The sequence below is a fragment of the Marichromatium sp. PS1 genome, from assembly GCF_041155115.1.
Taxonomy (GTDB): domain Bacteria; phylum Pseudomonadota; class Gammaproteobacteria; order Chromatiales; family Chromatiaceae; genus Marichromatium; species Marichromatium gracile.
The window spans coordinates 46344-62363 of record NZ_BAAFHB010000001.1 but is presented as its reverse complement, the minus strand read 5'-3'; the positions used below and the strand labels follow the sequence as shown (position 1 = coordinate 62363).

General features: G+C 68.6%; 13 protein-coding genes. 11 read left to right on the top strand and 2 right to left on the bottom strand.

Annotated features, from left to right (window positions below; genetic code table 11):
- Positions 1-12: 12 nt before the first annotated feature.
- From fba to tilS, 5 genes are all read left to right on the top strand, one after another.
- Positions 13-1077, top strand: a complete 1065-nt coding sequence (gene fba, locus ACAM26_RS00300) for a class II fructose-bisphosphate aldolase (protein WP_123141469.1) — start codon at positions 13-15, stop codon at positions 1075-1077.
- 140 nt (positions 1078-1217) lie between these two features.
- Positions 1218-1679, top strand: coding sequence for a hypothetical protein (locus ACAM26_RS00295; protein WP_123141468.1), 462 nt, complete (start codon positions 1218-1220; stop codon positions 1677-1679).
- A 23-nt stretch (positions 1680-1702) separates the two neighbouring features.
- On the top strand, positions 1703-2416 hold the full coding sequence (locus tag ACAM26_RS00290) for a DUF2726 domain-containing protein (protein ID WP_369612905.1): 714 nt from the start codon (positions 1703-1705) through the stop codon (positions 2414-2416).
- 1015 nt (positions 2417-3431) lie between these two features.
- A complete protein-coding gene (locus ACAM26_RS00285) occupies positions 3432-4388 on the top strand; it encodes an acetyl-CoA carboxylase carboxyltransferase subunit alpha (protein ID WP_123141459.1) in 957 nt (318 codons plus the stop codon).
- Between the two features lies 1 nt (position 4389).
- Complete coding sequence (gene tilS / locus ACAM26_RS00280) at positions 4390-5748, top strand: tRNA lysidine(34) synthetase TilS (protein WP_123143340.1); 1359 nt, start codon at positions 4390-4392, stop codon at positions 5746-5748.
- Here the strand turns inward: tilS and trxA are convergent.
- Positions 5742-6605 carry a thioredoxin gene (trxA, locus tag ACAM26_RS00275; protein WP_123143341.1) on the bottom strand — a complete coding sequence of 288 codons (864 nt, stop codon included), beginning with the start codon at positions 6603-6605 and terminating at the stop codon, positions 5742-5744. The genes tilS and trxA overlap by 7 nt on opposite strands.
- Before the next feature lie 193 nt (positions 6606-6798).
- On the opposite strand from trxA, the gene trxC reads away from it, so the two are divergent.
- The 4 genes from trxC to greA all read left to right on the top strand — a co-directional run bounded on the left by trxC (position 6799) and on the right by greA (position 12582).
- On the top strand, positions 6799-7248 hold the full coding sequence (trxC, locus tag ACAM26_RS00270; protein WP_123141456.1) for a thioredoxin TrxC: 450 nt from the start codon (positions 6799-6801) through the stop codon (positions 7246-7248).
- A gap of 183 nt (positions 7249-7431) precedes the next feature.
- On the top strand, positions 7432-8574 hold the full coding sequence (gene carA / locus ACAM26_RS00265; RefSeq protein WP_005221406.1) for a glutamine-hydrolyzing carbamoyl-phosphate synthase small subunit: 1143 nt from the start codon (positions 7432-7434) through the stop codon (positions 8572-8574).
- Positions 8575-8772: 198 nt separating this feature from the next.
- Positions 8773-11982, top strand: a complete 3210-nt coding sequence (gene carB / locus ACAM26_RS00260) for a carbamoyl-phosphate synthase large subunit (protein ID WP_123143342.1) — start codon at positions 8773-8775, stop codon at positions 11980-11982.
- Positions 11983-12105: 123 nt separating this feature from the next.
- The gene (gene greA, locus ACAM26_RS00255; RefSeq protein WP_062272541.1) at positions 12106-12582 is read left to right on the top strand and encodes a transcription elongation factor GreA; all 477 of its coding nucleotides are present in this window, start codon (positions 12106-12108) and stop codon (positions 12580-12582) included.
- An 18-nt stretch (positions 12583-12600) separates the two neighbouring features.
- On the opposite strand, the gene ACAM26_RS00250 is transcribed toward greA, so the two are convergent.
- Positions 12601-13455 carry an SDR family oxidoreductase gene (locus ACAM26_RS00250; RefSeq protein ID WP_123141453.1) on the bottom strand — a complete coding sequence of 285 codons (855 nt, stop codon included), beginning with the start codon at positions 13453-13455 and terminating at the stop codon, positions 12601-12603.
- A 137-nt stretch (positions 13456-13592) separates the two neighbouring features.
- On the opposite strand from ACAM26_RS00250, the gene ACAM26_RS00245 reads away from it, so the two are divergent.
- Both ACAM26_RS00245 and aspS read left to right on the top strand, forming a co-directional pair.
- Positions 13593-13829 carry an FmdB family zinc ribbon protein gene (locus ACAM26_RS00245; protein ID WP_123141452.1) on the top strand — a complete coding sequence of 79 codons (237 nt, stop codon included), beginning with the start codon at positions 13593-13595 and terminating at the stop codon, positions 13827-13829.
- Positions 13830-14124: 295 nt separating this feature from the next.
- Positions 14125-15903, top strand: coding sequence for an aspartate--tRNA ligase (aspS, locus tag ACAM26_RS00240; protein WP_123141451.1), 1779 nt, complete (start codon positions 14125-14127; stop codon positions 15901-15903).
- The last annotated feature ends 117 nt before the right edge of the window (positions 15904-16020 follow it).

The following is a 16020-nucleotide window of genomic DNA, read 5'->3' as shown; positions in this document are numbered from 1 at the left end:
GAGGAGAACATCATGGCACTGATATCCATGCGCCAGCTGCTGGACCACGCCGCCGAGTACGGCTATGGCGTGCCCGCCTTCAACGTCAACAACCTCGAACAGATGCGCGCCATCATGGAGGCGGCCGACGAGACCGACTCGCCGGTGATCGTCCAGGCCTCGGCCGGGGCGCGCAAGTACGCCGGTGCGCCCTTCCTGCGTCACCTGATCCTCGCCGCCATCGAGGAGTGGCCGCACATCCCGGTGTGCATGCACCAGGACCACGGCACCTCGCCGGCGGTCTGCCAGCGCTCCATCCAGCTCGGCTTCTCCTCGGTGATGATGGACGGCTCGCTGGGCGAGGACGGCAAGACCCCGACCAGCTACGACTACAACGTCGACGTCTCCCGGCGGGTGGTCGAGATCGCCCACGCCTGCGGCGTCTCGGTCGAGGGTGAGCTGGGTTGTCTGGGCTCGCTCGAGACCGGCACCGCGGGCGAGGAGGACGGCATCGGCGCCGAGGGCACGCTCGACCACAGCCAGCTGCTGACCGACCCCGAGGAGGCCGCCGACTTCGTCGCCAAGACCAAGGTCGACGCCCTGGCGATCGCCATCGGCACCTCCCACGGCGCCTACAAGTTCACCCGGCCGCCGACCGGCGACATCCTCGCCATCAGCCGCATCAAGGAGATCCACCAGCGCATCCCCAACACCCATCTGGTGATGCACGGCTCCTCCTCGGTGCCGCAGGAGTGGCTGGCGATCATCAACGAGTTCGGCGGCGACATGGGCGAGACCTATGGCGTGCCGGTCGAGGAGATCGTCGAGGGCATCAAGCACGGGGTGCGCAAGGTCAACATCGACACCGACCTGCGTATGGCCTCGACCGGTGCCATCCGCAAACACCTCGCCGAGAATCGCGCCAACTTCGATCCGCGCAAGTACTACATCGCGGCCACCAAGGCGATGAAGGAGATCTGCCGGACCCGCTACGAGGCCTTCGGCACCGCCGGCAACGCCAGCAAGATCACCGCGCTCTCGCTGGAGCAGATGACCGCCCGCTACGACAGCGGCGAGCTCGACCCGCGTATCAACTGATCGGTGCGCGCAAGGCCGCTGGGCGTCTGCTCATCGGCCATTCGATCGGGGTCCGGCAACAACGGGCCCCGGTCGCCTTGGGGTAGAATCTCCGCCAGCGACCATCCGGTCGGACCTGGATCTCGTGGAGTTGCTTCCCCATGCTTGGTTTCATTCGTAACGCAATCATCCTCTCGGCCATCGCCCTGGCGCTGTTGATGCTGACCCTCTCCTGGGCCCCGCACGGGCTCAAGCCGCGGCTCTGGCAGCTCAACGAGCTGCTCGCGCAGGATCAGGCGGTCGCCGAGTATCCCTACGATTTCCGCGTCCTGACCTTCCTCAACGGGGTGGCCACGGTGAGCAGTCCGCGCGCCTCGACGGTCGAGGAATCACGCTATCTCGGCTGGATCGATCCGACGCTGGGACGCGGTGAGGCCTCCGCCCGGGCGCAGTCGCTGCGCGTCGCGCGCGAGCAGCTGCAATACACCGAGATGTACGTGCTCCAGCTGCTGCTGTCACAGTCCGACGTCGATTCGGTGGTATGGGCGCTCGATCGCGCCTGGTTCAATCAGCACGGGGTGAAGCTGCCGCCCCAGGCCGAGCCCGGCCTGCCGCGCGGCTGATCACGTCCCAGACCGGAGGGAGCATGGCTCATTTCTATCTGCTGCTCGGACTCACCGCGCTGGTGCTGCTCGCCCTCGCGATCAGCCTGTGGCGCGCGCTGTCGCCGCGTAACCGGCGCCCCTACGTGATCGCCGGGCCGCTGCTCACGTCCACCCAGCGTGAGTTCGCGCACGCTCTGGAGCAGTGTCTCGACGATCGCTACCGACTCTATGCGCGGGTGCCGGTGGCCGAGGTGTTGGCGGTGGCGCGACGCACCCCGAAGCGTTGGCGCGAGCGCGCCGAGTTGCGGATCGGTGAGCGTGTCCTCGACTTTCTGGTCTGCGATGCCGCGACCAGCAAGCCCTGCTGCGCCCTGGCGCTCTCGCCGGTGGGCTGGCTGCGTCGGCGCGAGCCGCCGCGCGACCAGCTCGATGCCATGTGTGCCGCCGCCGGTCTGCCGCTGCTGCGCTTCCTCGAGCGCGAGCACTATGCCCCGGGCGACCTCGCGCCACGGCTGCGCGCGGTGCTCGGCGTGACCAGCCGCCGCGCGCCGCGCGCCAGAGCCGAGGTCCGCGAGTCCGTCGAGCCGCAGCCCAAGGTGATGGTGCCGACCCTCGGTGGTCGCCGCGCCGAGCCGGTGCTCGGCGAGGTCGGCCCGACCGACGTCACCGACGGGCCGCGTTTCCGCATCGACGACGACGTCGAGATCGGCGCCGACCGCCGCGAACCGGCACTGACCCCGCCTCGGGCGGAGTGAGGCGCGCCGGGTCAGCGGTCGGCTTCCAGCGACCAGCGACCAGCGACCAGCTGCCAGCTGCCAGCGACCAGCGACCAGCTACCAGGGGATTGAACCGCAAAGCCGCAAAGGGCGCGAAGAGGTTCAAGTTACCAGCGGCCAGCTGCAGCCGCCAGCGAGAGGATGCAGGCTTGTCTCGTACCTTGGCAGTTCGAATCAGCTTCCAGCAATCAGCCTTCAGCCTCCAGTCGGGGAGGTTGGTATGCATGATCGGCGATTGACGGGCAAGACGGTATCTTCAAGGTTGACTGCAAACCGACACTGGAGGCTGTTTGCTGAAGGCTGGTCGCCAGCCGCCAGTTGCCAGTTGCCAGTTGCCAGCCGCCAGTTGCCAGCCGTCAGCCGTCAGCCGTCAGCCGTCAGCCGTCGGTCGTCAGCCGCCGGTCGCTATCGGGGTGCAGGCGTTGGTCTCTCGCGATGCCCCTGAAGGCACCGCCACTGGCGACTGAGGGCGGTGGCGGGTGACTGATCATTGGCCCCGGAACCGCTTCGTCCGACGCCGCGCTTTTACGGCTTTTTCCCGCCAGGGTGGCTGATTCTCGGCGGTTGGGGCGGGTTTTTCCGCGGGTTTGCTGTAAAGGCCTGGTGTTGTTCGAATTTGGCGGCATTTAGCTGCCTGATCGCGGATCTTTGTCGAAATCCTGAGGCCATGTCGGTTAAGTGCGCGAAATCGCCTTCGAGACGTCGCGCGGCCCTGTGCTCGTATGTCCGATGCGGTCGTGCAGAGCCTGGTGCGCGATGCTGTACTCACTGCGGTCGCTGCGCTAGATTGGCAGGTTGCTGTGTGGCCGCGGGCATGCGCCCGTGCCGGGGTCGAGCCGGGTGGGCGGGGGCGACGAGGTCGGTCTCGCGATGCCCGACCGGGGCGTCGTTGCGATGGCCTCCGGTGCTCGACCGCTGCCTGATGACGGGGCGCCGTATGCGGAGTCATCCGTGGGCGATCCACGCGTAACTCTCAAGACGATGTAGTGGGGCTATGGATCTCAATTTCCTCGATTTCGAACAACCCATCGCAGAGCTCGAGGCGAAGATCGAAGAACTTCGCCTGGTCGGCCACGACAACGAACTCAATATCCAGGAGGAGATCGAGCGTCTCCAGACCAAGTGTGTGGCGCTCACCGAGTCGATCTTCTCCTCGCTGACGCCGTGGCAGATCTCGCAGCTCTCGCGTCATCCGCAGCGTCCCTACCTGCTCGATTACGTGCGCCGGATCTTCGACGAGTTCCACGAGCTGCACGGTGATCGCGCCTTCGCCGACGATTTGGCCATCGTCGGTGGGCTGGCACGGCTCGACGGTCGACCGGTGATGGTGATCGGTCACCAGAAGGGACGCGACACCAAGGAGAAGATCCAACGCAACTTCGGCATGCCGCGCCCCGAGGGCTACCGCAAGGCGCTGCGCCTGATGGAGATGGCCGAGCGCTTCTCGCTGCCGGTGCTGACCTTCATCGACACCCCCGGCGCCTATCCCGGCGTCGGTGCCGAGGAGCGCGGTCAGAGCGAGGCGATCGCGCGCAACCTGCGCGAGATGTCGCGGCTGCGTACCCCGATCCTCAGCACCGTGATCGGCGAGGGCGGCTCGGGCGGGGCGCTGGCGATCGGCGTCGGCGACTGGCTGGGGATGCTGCAGTTCAGCACCTACTCGGTGATCTCGCCCGAGGGCTGCGCCTCGATCCTGTGGAAGAGCGCCGACAAGGCCCAGCTCGCCGCCGAGGCGATGGCGATCACCTCCGACAAGCTGCTCGAGCAGGGGCTGATCGACGAGATCATCAAGGAGCCCTCGGGCGGCGCGCACCGCGACCCCGATGCCAACGCCGCCGCGCTCAAGGCGGTGCTGGTGAAGCGGCTCGACGAGCTCGCCGCGGTCGACCTCGACACCCTGGTGGCCAAGCGCCATCAGCGCCTGATGGGCTACGGTCGCTTCAAGGAGTGAAGTGGACGCGCTCGACCCCGAGCGCCTCGCCGCCGATCTGGTCGCGCTCGGTGGTCGGGGCCGTTGCTGGATCGCCTACAGCGGTGGACTCGACTCCACCGTGCTGCTGCATGCGCTGACCCGGGCGCCACTGGCGCGCCCGCTCGGCGCCATCCACATCGATCACGGGTTGCAGCCAGTGGCGCGGGACTGGCGCCGGCACTGTCGTGAACGCTGTCGCGTGCTCGGGGTGCGTTTCGTCGCCCGCGCCCTGGCGCTCTCGCCGCCCCCTGGCGAGAGCCTCGAGGCCCATGCCCGCGAGGCGCGCTATCGCGCCTTCGCCGCGCTGCTCGACGACGACGAGCTGCTGCTGACCGCCCATCATCTCGACGACCAGGCCGAGACCCTGCTGCTCGCGTTGCTGCGAGGGAGTGGGGTGCACGGGCTGGCGGCGATGCCGGGGTGTGCGCCGCTCGGTCGGGGGCGCTTGGTGCGTCCGCTGCTCGGGGTGTCGCGCGCGCAGCTGCTCGATTACGCCCGACGTCATCGGCTCGACTGGATCGAGGATCCGAGCAACGACGCCCTCCACCACGATCGCAACCTGCTGCGCCACCAGGTGCTGCCGCTGCTGCGCGGCCGCTGGCCGGCGGCGGCGTCCACCATCGCGCGCAGCGCGGCGCACTGCGCCGAGGCGGCGACGCTGATCGATCGCCAGGCCGGGCGCGATCTCGCCGCCGTCGCCGGCGCCGTGCCCGGCACCCTCTCGGTGGCCGGCCTGTGCGGGCTGGAGCCCTCGGTGCGGCGGGCGGTGGCGCGGCTGTGGCTGCGTCGTCAGGGGTTCGCGGTGCCGGGACGGGCGCGGCTCGAACGGGTCGTCGGCGAGCTGTTGACGGCGCGTGCCGATGCCGCGCCGCAGGTGGCCTGGACCGGCTGCGAGGTGCGCCGCTATCGCGACGATCTCTATGCGCTGCAACCGCTGCCGAGGCCGCCGGATGCGGCCCTGCGCTGGGTGTCGGGGCGCGAGCTGGTGCTGCCGCAGGGACTGGGCGAGTTACGGCTGGCTGGAGTCGAGCTGGCGCTGGAGGTGCGGTTCGCCGGCGCCGGTGGGCGGTGTCGGCAGCGCCCGGGTGGGCCGCTGCGAGCGCTCAAGAAGGTCTTCCAGGAGGCCGGGGTGGCGCCCTGGCTGCGCCCGCTGGTGCCGTTGCTGTTCGTTGCCGGGACCGATCGACTGGTCGCGGTCGCCGGGGTCTGCGGCTGTCACCCGGAGGAGACCGGGGCGCCGGGTCGGCTGCGCTGGTCGGGGCACCCCTGGGGCGCGCTCGGGGTGTTTCGCGAGGTCTGCGAGATCGGGCACGCCGCCGGGGGGGAGGGCGCTCAGTAGAGCGCGTTCATCATCTTGGCGCGGTAGCGCGCGACCAGGTCGCCGTCGCCGCCGAGCAGGTCGAACACCGCGAGCATGCCCTTGCGCCCGGCGTCCTCGCCGTAGCCGCGATCGCGCTTCATCAGCTCGAGCAGCAGCTCCAGCGCGGTGGCGTGATCGCCCTGGCTCACCGCGCGGGCGGCGAGCTGATAGCGGGCCTCGCTGTCGGTGGCATCGGCCTCGAGTCGGGCGCGCAGCGTCGCCTCGTCAGCGGCGTCGACGAGCGCGGTGGCGAAGCGCAGCCGGCCACGCAGGGCATTGACCTCGGGGTCGTTGGCCAGCTCGATCGGCAGTCGATCGATCGCCGCCTCGGCCTCAACGACCTCGCCGCGCGCGGCGCGCAGCTCGACCTCGAGCAGGGCGATGCGGTTGTTCTCCGGGTCCTCGGCGCGGGCCTGTTCGAGCTGTGCGGCGGCCTGCTCGAGTGCGCCCTCGGCGATACTGGCGCGGGCCTGGTCGAGCAGCCCGCTCGAGGCGCGGGGGATGTGACGATCGAGGAACTCGCGGATCTCTCCCTCGGGCAGCGCACCCATGAACTCGTCGACCGGCTGGCCGTCCTTGTAGAGCCGTACCGTGGGCAGGCTGCGCACGCCGAACTGCGCGGCCAGCGCCTGCTCCTCCTCGGTGTTGACCTTGGCGAGCAGGAAGCGCCCGGCGTAGCGCTCGGCCAGCCCGGTGAGCAGCGGCATCAGCATGCGACAGGGGGCGCACCAGTCGGCCCAGAAGTCGACCAACACTGGGCGCTCGTAGGAGCCCTCGATGACGACCGACTGGAAGTTCTCGGCGGTGACGGTCACGACATGGGGTGAATCTGTCATGGGTGATGACTCCTGATGGTGTGGATATTGGCAAGGCCGGTGACGATAGCTACCGGTCGATGACGATTCAAGGCGGTCGCGATACGGCTGGGGCCGTGGTCGGGATGGTCGCGATCGTCGACAACGACCAGGATACGCGGCGTGCGGGCGCTCCCGTCACGCCCGCATCCATCGAGAGGGAGAGAGTAAGGAGATGTCCGATCCAATCCATGTGGTCTGCCCCGCCTGCGACGCGGTCAACCGGCTGGCACCGGCGCGCCTCGGCGCGGGCGGACGATGCGGGCGCTGTCACGCGCCGCTGTTCGGTGGCGAGCCGGTGGCGCTCGACGAGGCGCGCTTCGCCCATCACCTGGGGCGCAGCGATCTGCCGCTGCTGGTCGATTTCTGGGCGCCCTGGTGCGGTCCCTGCCAGATGATGGCGCCGGCCTTCGCCGCTGCCGCGCGCACCCTCGAGCCCGAGCTGCGCCTGGTCAAAGTCGACACCGAACGGGCCCAGGGGCTGGCCGCGCGGCTCGGTATCCGCAGCATCCCGACCCTGGCGCTGTTTCGCGGCGGGGTCGAGCGGGCCCGTCAGGCCGGTGCCATGGATGCGGCGGGGATCATCGCCTGGGCGCGCCACCAACTGCACGCCGGAGGGGGCTGAAGCGGATGATCGGGTTGGCATTTCGCCGCCCGTACCGACCGGCGCGCGTGGACAGTGCGCCGGCGGTTCTTTAGAATTCAGGCCGGTCAGGGCGCTGCCATTGACCTACCCTGTGTGTCCAACGCCGTCACCCGACGTCCCGTCGCGGTCGTTGCGCATCCTCGCCCGGATTCGGAGATACCCTTGAGAAAACCCGCAGTTCTGGTTCTGGAAGACGGTTCGGTCTTCCGCGGAACATCGATTGGCGCCGATGGCTCGAGCGTCGGTGAGGTGGTGTTCAACACCGCCATGACCGGCTATCAGGAGATCCTCACCGATCCCTCCTATCTGCGCCAGCTCGTGACCCTGACATACCCCCACATCGGCAACGTGGGCGCCAACCCGGAGGACGAGGAGTCCGCCGGCATCCAGGCCGCCGGCCTGATCATCCGCCACTTGCCCCAGCGCGCCAGCAATTTCCGCCAGCGCGAGCGTCTCGACGACTATCTGCGTCGTCAGGGCGTGGTCGGCATCGCCGACATCGACACCCGTCGCCTGACCCGCATCCTGCGCGAGAAGGGCGCGCAGAACGGCTGTCTACAGGCCGGCGACGCCATCGACGAGGCCGCGGCGCTCGCCGCCGCCCGTGACTTCCCCGGGCTCAAGGGCATGGACCTCGCCCAGCAGGCCACCACCGCCGAGCCCTATGCCTGGACCCAGGGCGAGTGGGCGCTCGAGGGCGGGCTGCCCGCGCCGCTCGACCCCGCCGACGAGGCGCTGCCGTTCAAGGTCGTCGCCTACGACTTCGGCGTCAAGCGCAACATCCTGCGCATGCTGGCCTCGCGCGGCTGCAGCGTCACCGTGGTCCCGGCCCGCACCCCCGCCGCCGAGGTGCTGGCGATGAACCCCGACGGGGTGTTCCTCTCCAACGGTCCCGGCGACCCCGAGCCCTGCGATTACGCCATCGCCGCGATCCGCGAGCTGCTCGAGCACCAGGTGCCGCTGTTCGGCATCTGTCTTGGCCACCAGCTGCTCGCGCTCGCCTCCGGCGCCCGCACCCTGAAGATGAAGTTCGGCCACCACGGCGCCAACCACCCGGTGCAGGATCTCGCTACCGGCGCGGTGATGATCAGCAGCCAGAACCACGGCTTCGCCGTCGACGAGGAGACCCTCCCCGAGACGCTGCAGCCGACGCATCGCTCGCTGTTCGACGGCTCGCTGCAGGGTATTCGTCGCTGCGACTGCCCGGCCTTCAGCTTCCAGGGGCACCCCGAGGCCAGTCCCGGCCCCTGTGACGTGGCGCCGCTGTTCGATCAGTTCATCGAGTCCATGCGCGCGCGCGGCTAGACGGGCGGCGTCGCGCGCGTTCCCTGATGGACGCGCGCGCGGGCTCGACGGATCCGCCAGCGACGGCGGAGTCCGGGGTCGACCGGGTGTTGCGGAGCGGTGCGGGCGCGGATCCCTCGCGGTCCGTCGCCAACGGCATTCGTCTTCCAGCATTTGCGTTCACGTACATCCATTCTCGGATCTCAAGAAACTAACAGAATGCCAAAGCGTACTGACATCCACAGCATCCTGATCATTGGCTCTGGCCCCATCGTCATCGGCCAGGCCTGCGAGTTCGACTACTCCGGCGCCCAGGCCTGCAAGGCGCTGCGGGAGGAGGGGTATCGGGTCATTCTGGTGAACTCGAACCCGGCCACCATCATGACCGACCCCGAGATGGCCGACGCCACCTATATCGAGCCGGTCACCTGGCGCGCGGTGGCGGCGATCATCGAGCGTGAGCGCCCGGATGCGCTGTTGCCGACCATGGGTGGCCAGACCGCGCTCAACTGCGCGCTCGATCTGGTGCGCGAGGGCGTGCTCGAGGAGTACGGCGTCGAGCTGATCGGCGCCTCGCGCGAGGCCATCGACAAGGCCGAGGACCGCGACCTGTTCCGTCAGGCGATGCGCAAGATCGGCCTCGACATGCCGCGCTCGGCGATCGCCCACAGCCTCGAGGAGGCCAATCAGGTCCAGGCCTCGATCGGCTTCCCGGCGATCATCCGTCCGTCCTTCACCATGGGCGGCAGCGGTGGCGGCATCGCCTATAACCAGGAGGAGTTCGAGGAGATCTGTCGCCGCGGGCTGGATCTCTCGCCGACCCGCGAGCTGCTGATCGAGGAATCGGTGCTCGGCTGGAAGGAGTACGAGATGGAGGTGGTCCGCGACCGCGCGGACAACTGCATCATCATCTGCTCGATCGAGAACCTCGATCCGATGGGCGTGCACACCGGCGACTCGATCACCGTCGCCCCGGCGCAGACGCTCACCGACAAGGAATACCAGATCATGCGCGACGCCTCGCTGGCGGTGCTGCGCGAGATCGGTGTCGACACCGGTGGCTCCAACGTCCAGTTCGCGATCAACCCCGAGAACGGGCGGATGATCGTCATCGAGATGAATCCGCGCGTCTCGCGCTCCTCGGCGCTGGCCTCCAAGGCCACCGGCTTCCCGATCGCCAAGGTCGCGGCCAAGCTCGCCGTCGGTTATACCCTCGATGAGCTGCGCAACGACATCACCGGCGGCGCCACCCCGGCCTCGTTCGAGCCGACCATCGACTACGTGGTCACCAAGATCCCGCGCTTCGCCTTCGAGAAGTTCGCCCAGGCCGATGCCCGTCTGACCACCCAGATGAAGTCGGTCGGCGAGGTGATGGCGATCGGTCGCACCTTCCAGGAATCGCTGCAGAAGGCGCTGCGCGGGCTCGAGATCGACAAGTACGGACTCGAGGAGATCGTCGATCCCGCCGACCCCGAGGCCATGGCCAAGCTGCGCCAGGAGCTGCGCCAGGCCGGTATCGATCGGCTGTTCTACGTCGCCGATGCCTTCCGCATGGGGCTCTCGCTCGAGGACATCCACGAGCTGAGCAAGATCGAGCCCTGGTTCCTCGCCGAGATCGAGGACCTGATCGCCAGCGAGCGCGCGCTGGTCGCCGCCGGGTTCGACGGGCTCGATGCCGAGCGGCTGCGTCAGCTCAAGCGTCAGGGCTTCTCCGATCGTCGCATCGCACGGCTGCTCGAGACCACCGAGGACGCCATCCGCGCCCGCCGTCACGCCCTCGGCGTGCGCCCGGTGTTCAAGCGCGTCGACACCTGCGCGGCCGAGTTCGCCGCCACCACCGCCTATCTCTACTCCACCTACGAGGAGGAGTGCGAGGCCGAACCGAGCGATCGCGAGAAGATCATGGTCCTCGGCGGCGGCCCCAACCGGATCGGTCAGGGCATCGAGTTCGACTACTGCTGCGTCCACGCCGCCTTCGCCATGCGCGAGGACGGCTACGAGACCATCATGGTCAACTGCAACCCGGAGACGGTCTCGACCGACTACGACACCTCCGACCGGCTCTACTTCGAGCCGCTCACCCTCGAGGATGTACTCGAGGTGGTCGAGTGCGAGCGCCCGCGCGGCGTGATCGTGCAGTACGGCGGCCAGACCCCGCTCAAACTCGCCCGCGCGCTCGAGGCCGCCGGGGTGCCGATCATCGGCACCACCCCGGACAGCATCGACCTGGCCGAGGACCGCGAGCGCTTCCAGCACATGATCCAGGATCTGGGTCTGCTGCAGCCGCCGAACGCGACCGCGCGCAGCGAGGCCGAGGCGGTGGCGCTCGCTGCCGACATCGGCTACCCGCTGGTGGTGCGTCCGTCCTACGTGCTCGGCGGTCGGGCGATGGAGATCGTCTACGAGGAGGCCGATCTCGAGCGCTACATGCGCGAGGCGGTACGCGTCTCCAACGAGTCGCCGGTGCTGCTCGATCGCTTCCTCGATGACGCCATCGAGGTCGACGTCGACGCCATCAGCGACGGCCAGGACGTGCTCATCGGCGGCATCATGGAGCACATCGAGCAGGCCGGCGTGCACTCGGGCGATTCGGCCTGCTCGCTGCCGCCCTACACCCTGCCGGCCTCGATCCAGGACCGGATGCGCGAGCAGATGGCGAAGATGGCGCGCGCGCTCAACGTCGTCGGCCTGATGAACGCCCAGTTCGCGGTCAAGGGCGAGGAGATCTATATCCTCGAGGTCAACCCGCGCGCCTCGCGCACCGTGCCCTTCGTCTCCAAGTCGATCGGCGTGCCGCTGGCCAAGGTCGCCGCGCGCTGCATGGCCGGTCGCTCGCTGACCGAGCAGGGCTACGAGCGCGAGAGCCGCCCCAAGCATTACTTCGTCAAGGAGGCGGTGTTCCCCTTCGTCAAGTTCCCCGGCGTCGACACCGTGCTGGGCCCGGAGATGAAGTCCACCGGCGAGGTGATGGGCGTCGGCGACACCTTCGGCGAGGCCTATGCCAAGGCCCAGGAGGGCGCCGGCTCGCTGTTGCCGGGGCGTGGCGGCAAGGCGCTGCTGAGTGTGCGTGATGCCGACAAGCCGCGACTGCTGCGCGTTGCCCGCGATCTCATCGAGTTCGGCTTCAGCCTCTATGCCACCCACGGCACTGCTGCGGCGGTGCGTGAGGCGGGGCTCGAGTGCGTCGGGGTGAACAAGGTCGCCGAGGGGCGTCCGCACCTGGTCGACATGATCAAGAACAAGGAGGTCAGCCTGATCGTCAACACCACCGAGGGTGCCCAGGCGATCGCCGACTCCGCCGAGATCCGTCGCGCCGCGCTCCAGCACAAGGTGTGCTACACCACCACCATCGCCGGTGCCGAGGCGACCTGTCTGGCGCTCAAGCAACTGGACATCTGCACCGTCAATCGGTTACAAGATCTCCATTGATCCAGGCCGAACGGGCGCCCCGCACGGGGTGCCCGTGGTCTCTTTTTGTCTTTTTGGGGTCCGCAACGGGCCCGAACGACCGCGCGCCCCGGCACGCGGTCCATCCATACGAGGGAATCACCCATGACCCAGGTACCTCTGACCGCGAGAGGCGCTGAGAAATTGCGTGAAGAATTGGACCAGCTCAAGCGGGTCGAGCGTCCGCGCGTGATCGAGGCGATCGCCGAGGCGCGCGAGCACGGCGATCTCAAGGAGAACGCCGAGTATCACGCCGCGCGCGAGCAGCAGGGCTTCATCGAGGGTCGTATCAAGGACATCGAGTCGAAGCTCTCCAACGCGCAGATCATCGATGTCACGACGTTGCCGAAGACGGGGCGGGTGGTGTTCGGCGCGACCGTGCACGTGCTCGAGCTGGACAAGGATCAGGAGCTCAAGTATCGGATCGTCGGCGAGGACGAGGCCGACCTCAAGCTGGGGATGATCTCGGTCTCCTCGCCGATCGCGCGCAGCCTGATCGGCAAGAGCGAGGGCGATGTCGCCTCGGTCGATGCCCCCGGCGGGGTGCGCGAGTTCGAGATCCTCGAGGTCGAATACATCTGACCCCGCGCGCGGGGTCGCTCAGCCGGCGCCGCCGCGCGAGACCCGCGCCAGCAGCCAGTCGAGCGCGCGGGTCGACAGGACCCGTCTCAGCCCGCCGAGCACATGGGTCGGCAAGGTGACATAATATCTCGGGCGGGGACGCGGGCTCTCGATGGCGTGGACCAGTGCGCGCAACACCGCCTCGGGCGGCAGGGTGAAGGGTTGCGCCTTGCCCGCCTTGGTCAGTCGTTGCTCGGCGCGGACATAGGCGTCGCGATGGACGCTGTGCTCGACGTCGATGTGGTCGCGAAAGGCGCGATGGGCGTTGTCGCGGAAGCGGCTGGTGATCGGTCCCGGCTCGATCAGCGAGACCGTGATGCCGCTGCCGCGCAGCTCCAGGCGCAGGGTGTCGGTCAGACCCTCGAGCGCATACTTGCTGGCGACATAGGCGCCGCGGAAGGGCAGTGGGATGAGCCCGAGGATGGAGCTGTTCTGGACGATGCGGCCCTCTCCCTGACGGCGCATCACCGGGATCACCCGGCAGGTCAACTCGTGCCAGCCGAGGAGGTTGGTCTCGAGCTGCGCGCGCAGCGCCGCGCGACTGAGGTCCTCGACCGCGCCGGGCTGGCCGTAGGCGCCGTTGTTGAACAGCGCATCGAGCCTGCCGCCGGTGAGCGCGAGCGCCTGCTCGAGCCCCGCGGCGATGCTCGACGAGTCGTCGAGGTCGATGCGCACCGCCTCCAGGCCGCTGGCGGCCAAGCGCTCGACATCGGTCTCGGCGCGTGCCGAGGCGATCACCCGCCAGCCGCGGCGCGCCAGCCCCTCGGCGCAGTGCGCGCCGATGCCGCTGGAGCAACCGGTGATGAGGATCGAGGGCTGACGGGTCGAGGGCATGGCGTCCTGGCTCAAACCTGGTTTCGAGGGGCTGTCATTGAAGGCCAATTCCATGCTGGCCCGCAACTCCTCATGGTATCGGCGCACGGTCGATGGGCCGCGACCGCCGTTGTTTATCCGATGACGAGGTATGATCAATGCCGATCTATGAATATCGCTGCGAGGCGTGCGGACACGAGATGGAGGCGATGCAGAAGATCAGCGATGCGCCGCTGACCGACTGTCCCGCCTGCGGCAAGTCCGAACTCAAGAAGCAGATCTCGGCAGCCGGCTTCCGCCTCAAGGGCGGCGGCTGGTACGAGACCGACTTCAAGCAGGGCAAGAAGAAGAACCTGCACGAGGGCTCGAGCGGCGGGTCCGACAAGGCCGCCTGACCCGGCTCGCGGGGGTCGTGCTTGCGTGTGCGCCCGCCGCTTCAGTATCTTCTCGCCCCCGCGAGGGGGGTTGATACGAAGCGGCACCCGCCGTCGGCGATGCGCCGTGAGGCCGGTCCCCCCTGTTCGAGCCGCAAGCCGCGCTGGCGCGCCCAGCGCGGTTTTTTGGTTTCTCATGTCCCGGACGCCGACGCCGTCCGGGGGCGGGGCACTCGGCCCCAGGCGAGCGACTGCGCGATGACGCGGCGCCGCGAACGATCAACGACGACTTTCAGGACAATGGGGCGATAGAACGATGCGCACGCACTACTGTGGGGACTTGAACGGCAGCCATGACGGCCAGGAGGTCGTGCTCTGCGGCTGGGTGCATCGGCGCCGCGACCACGGCGGGGTGATCTTCGTCGACCTGCGCGACCGCGACGGTCTGGTGCAGGTGGTGTTCGACCCCGATCGCGCCGAGATCTTCGCCCGCGCCGAGCAGGTCCGCAGCGAGTTCGTACTGCGCGTCAAGGGCCGGGTGCGGCCGCGTCCCGAGGGCACCGTCAACCCCGATCTCCCCACCGGCGAGATCGAGGTGCTGGGCCTGGAGCTGGAGATCCTCAACGCTGCGGCCACCCCGCCGATCCAGCTCGAGAGCCATGCCGCCGACGCCTCCGAGGAGGTGCGGCTGCGCTACCGCTATCTCGATCTGCGACGCCCCGAGATGCAGGCGCGGCTGCGTACCCGCAGCCAGGTCACCCGGGTGATGCGTCGCTTCCTCGACGAGCACGGCTTCCTCGATATCGAGACCCCGATCCTCACCAAGTCGACCCCCGAGGGCGCGCGCGACTATCTGGTGCCCAGCCGCACCCACCCCGGTGAGTTCTTCGCCCTGCCGCAGTCGCCGCAGCTGTTCAAGCAGCTGCTGATGATGTCCGGGATGGATCGCTACTACCAGGTCGCGCGCTGCTTCCGCGACGAGGACCTGCGCGCCGACCGTCAGCCCGAGTTCACCCAGCTCGACATCGAGGCCTCCTTCGTCGACGAGGAGACGCTGATGGGGCTGATGGAGTCGATGATCCGCACCCTCTTCGAGGAGGTCAACGGCGAGACCCTGCCCAACCCCTTCCCGCGCATGACCTATGCCGAGGCGATGCGTCGCTACGGCTCCGACCGTCCCGACCTGCGCGTGTCGCTGGAGCTGATCGACGTCGCCGATCTGATGGACGGGGTCGAGTTCAAGGTCTTCGCCGCTCCCGCCCAGGACCCCGAGGGCCGCGTGGCGGCGCTGCGCCTGCCCGGCGGCGGCTCGCTCACGCGCAAGGAGATCGACGGCTACACCCAGTTCGTCGGTATCTACGGCGCCAAGGGGTTGGCCTACATCAAGGTCAACGAGTGGTCGACCAAGGGGCGCGAGGGGCTGCAGTCGCCGATCCTCAAGTTCCTCCCCGATGCCACCGTCGAGGGCATCATGGCGCGCACCGGCGCCGAGGACGGCGACCTGATCTTCTTCGGCGCCGACAAGGCGCGGGTGGTCAACGAGTCGATCGGCGCGCTGCGCGTCAAGCTCGGTGAGGATCGCGGGCTGATGGCCGAGGGCTGGCACCCGCTGTGGGTGGTCGATTTCCCGATGTTCGAGCACGATCCCAACGCCGATCGCTGGGTGGCCCTGCACCATCCCTTCACCGCGCCCAAGGAGGAGCAGCTCGACAGCCTCTCCAGTGATCCGGGCCGCTGTCTGTCGCGTGCCTACGACATGGTGCTCAACGGCACCGAGGTCGGCGGTGGGTCGATCCGTATCCACCGCGAGGCGGTGCAGCGCCAGGTCTTCGAACTGCTCAAGATCAGCGACGAGCAGGCCGAGGAGCGCTTCGGCTTCCTCCTCCAGGCGCTCAAGTTCGGCTGCCCGCCGCACGGTGGCATCGCCTTCGGTCTCGACCGTCTGGTGATGCTGATGACCGGCGCGCAGTCGATCCGCGACGTCATGGCCTTCCCCAAGACCCAGACCGCGGCCTGTCTGCTCACCGACGCCCCCTCGGCGGTCGACGAGGCGCAGCTCAAGGAGCTGGCGCTGCGTCTGCGCCAGCGCGGCTGAGCCCGTCGCTCCCGCCCGCACGCCCGTCGCGGGCGTCGGCAACACGCGCCACCGTGAGGTGGCGTGTGCTCATTTCTCCCTCAGGCCGCCGGTCGTGACGCCGAGGCCGAACCAAGA

Bases quoted from the DNA above. Each gene is read 5' to 3' on its own strand.
- trxC (WP_123141456.1), top strand. From the start codon at position 6,799: ATGTCCGATCCAATCCATGTGGTCTGCCCCGCCTGCGACGCGGTCAAC.
- fba (WP_123141469.1), top strand. From the start codon at position 13: ATGGCACTGATATCCATGCGCCAGCTGCTGGACCACGCCGCCGAGTAC.
- greA (WP_062272541.1), top strand. From the start codon at position 12,106: ATGACCCAGGTACCTCTGACCGCGAGAGGCGCTGAGAAATTGCGTGAA.
- ACAM26_RS00245 (WP_123141452.1), top strand. From the start codon at position 13,593: ATGCCGATCTATGAATATCGCTGCGAGGCGTGCGGACACGAGATGGAG.
- trxA (WP_123143341.1), bottom strand. From the start codon at position 6,605: ATGACAGATTCACCCCATGTCGTGACCGTCACCGCCGAGAACTTCCAG.
- aspS (WP_123141451.1), top strand. From the start codon at position 14,125: ATGCGCACGCACTACTGTGGGGACTTGAACGGCAGCCATGACGGCCAG.
- ACAM26_RS00285 (WP_123141459.1), top strand. From the start codon at position 3,432: ATGGATCTCAATTTCCTCGATTTCGAACAACCCATCGCAGAGCTCGAG.
- ACAM26_RS00250 (WP_123141453.1), bottom strand. From the start codon at position 13,455: ATGCCCTCGACCCGTCAGCCCTCGATCCTCATCACCGGTTGCTCCAGC.
- carB (WP_123143342.1), top strand. From the start codon at position 8,773: ATGCCAAAGCGTACTGACATCCACAGCATCCTGATCATTGGCTCTGGC.
- ACAM26_RS00290 (WP_369612905.1), top strand. From the start codon at position 1,703: ATGGCTCATTTCTATCTGCTGCTCGGACTCACCGCGCTGGTGCTGCTC.
- ACAM26_RS00295 (WP_123141468.1), top strand. From the start codon at position 1,218: ATGCTTGGTTTCATTCGTAACGCAATCATCCTCTCGGCCATCGCCCTG.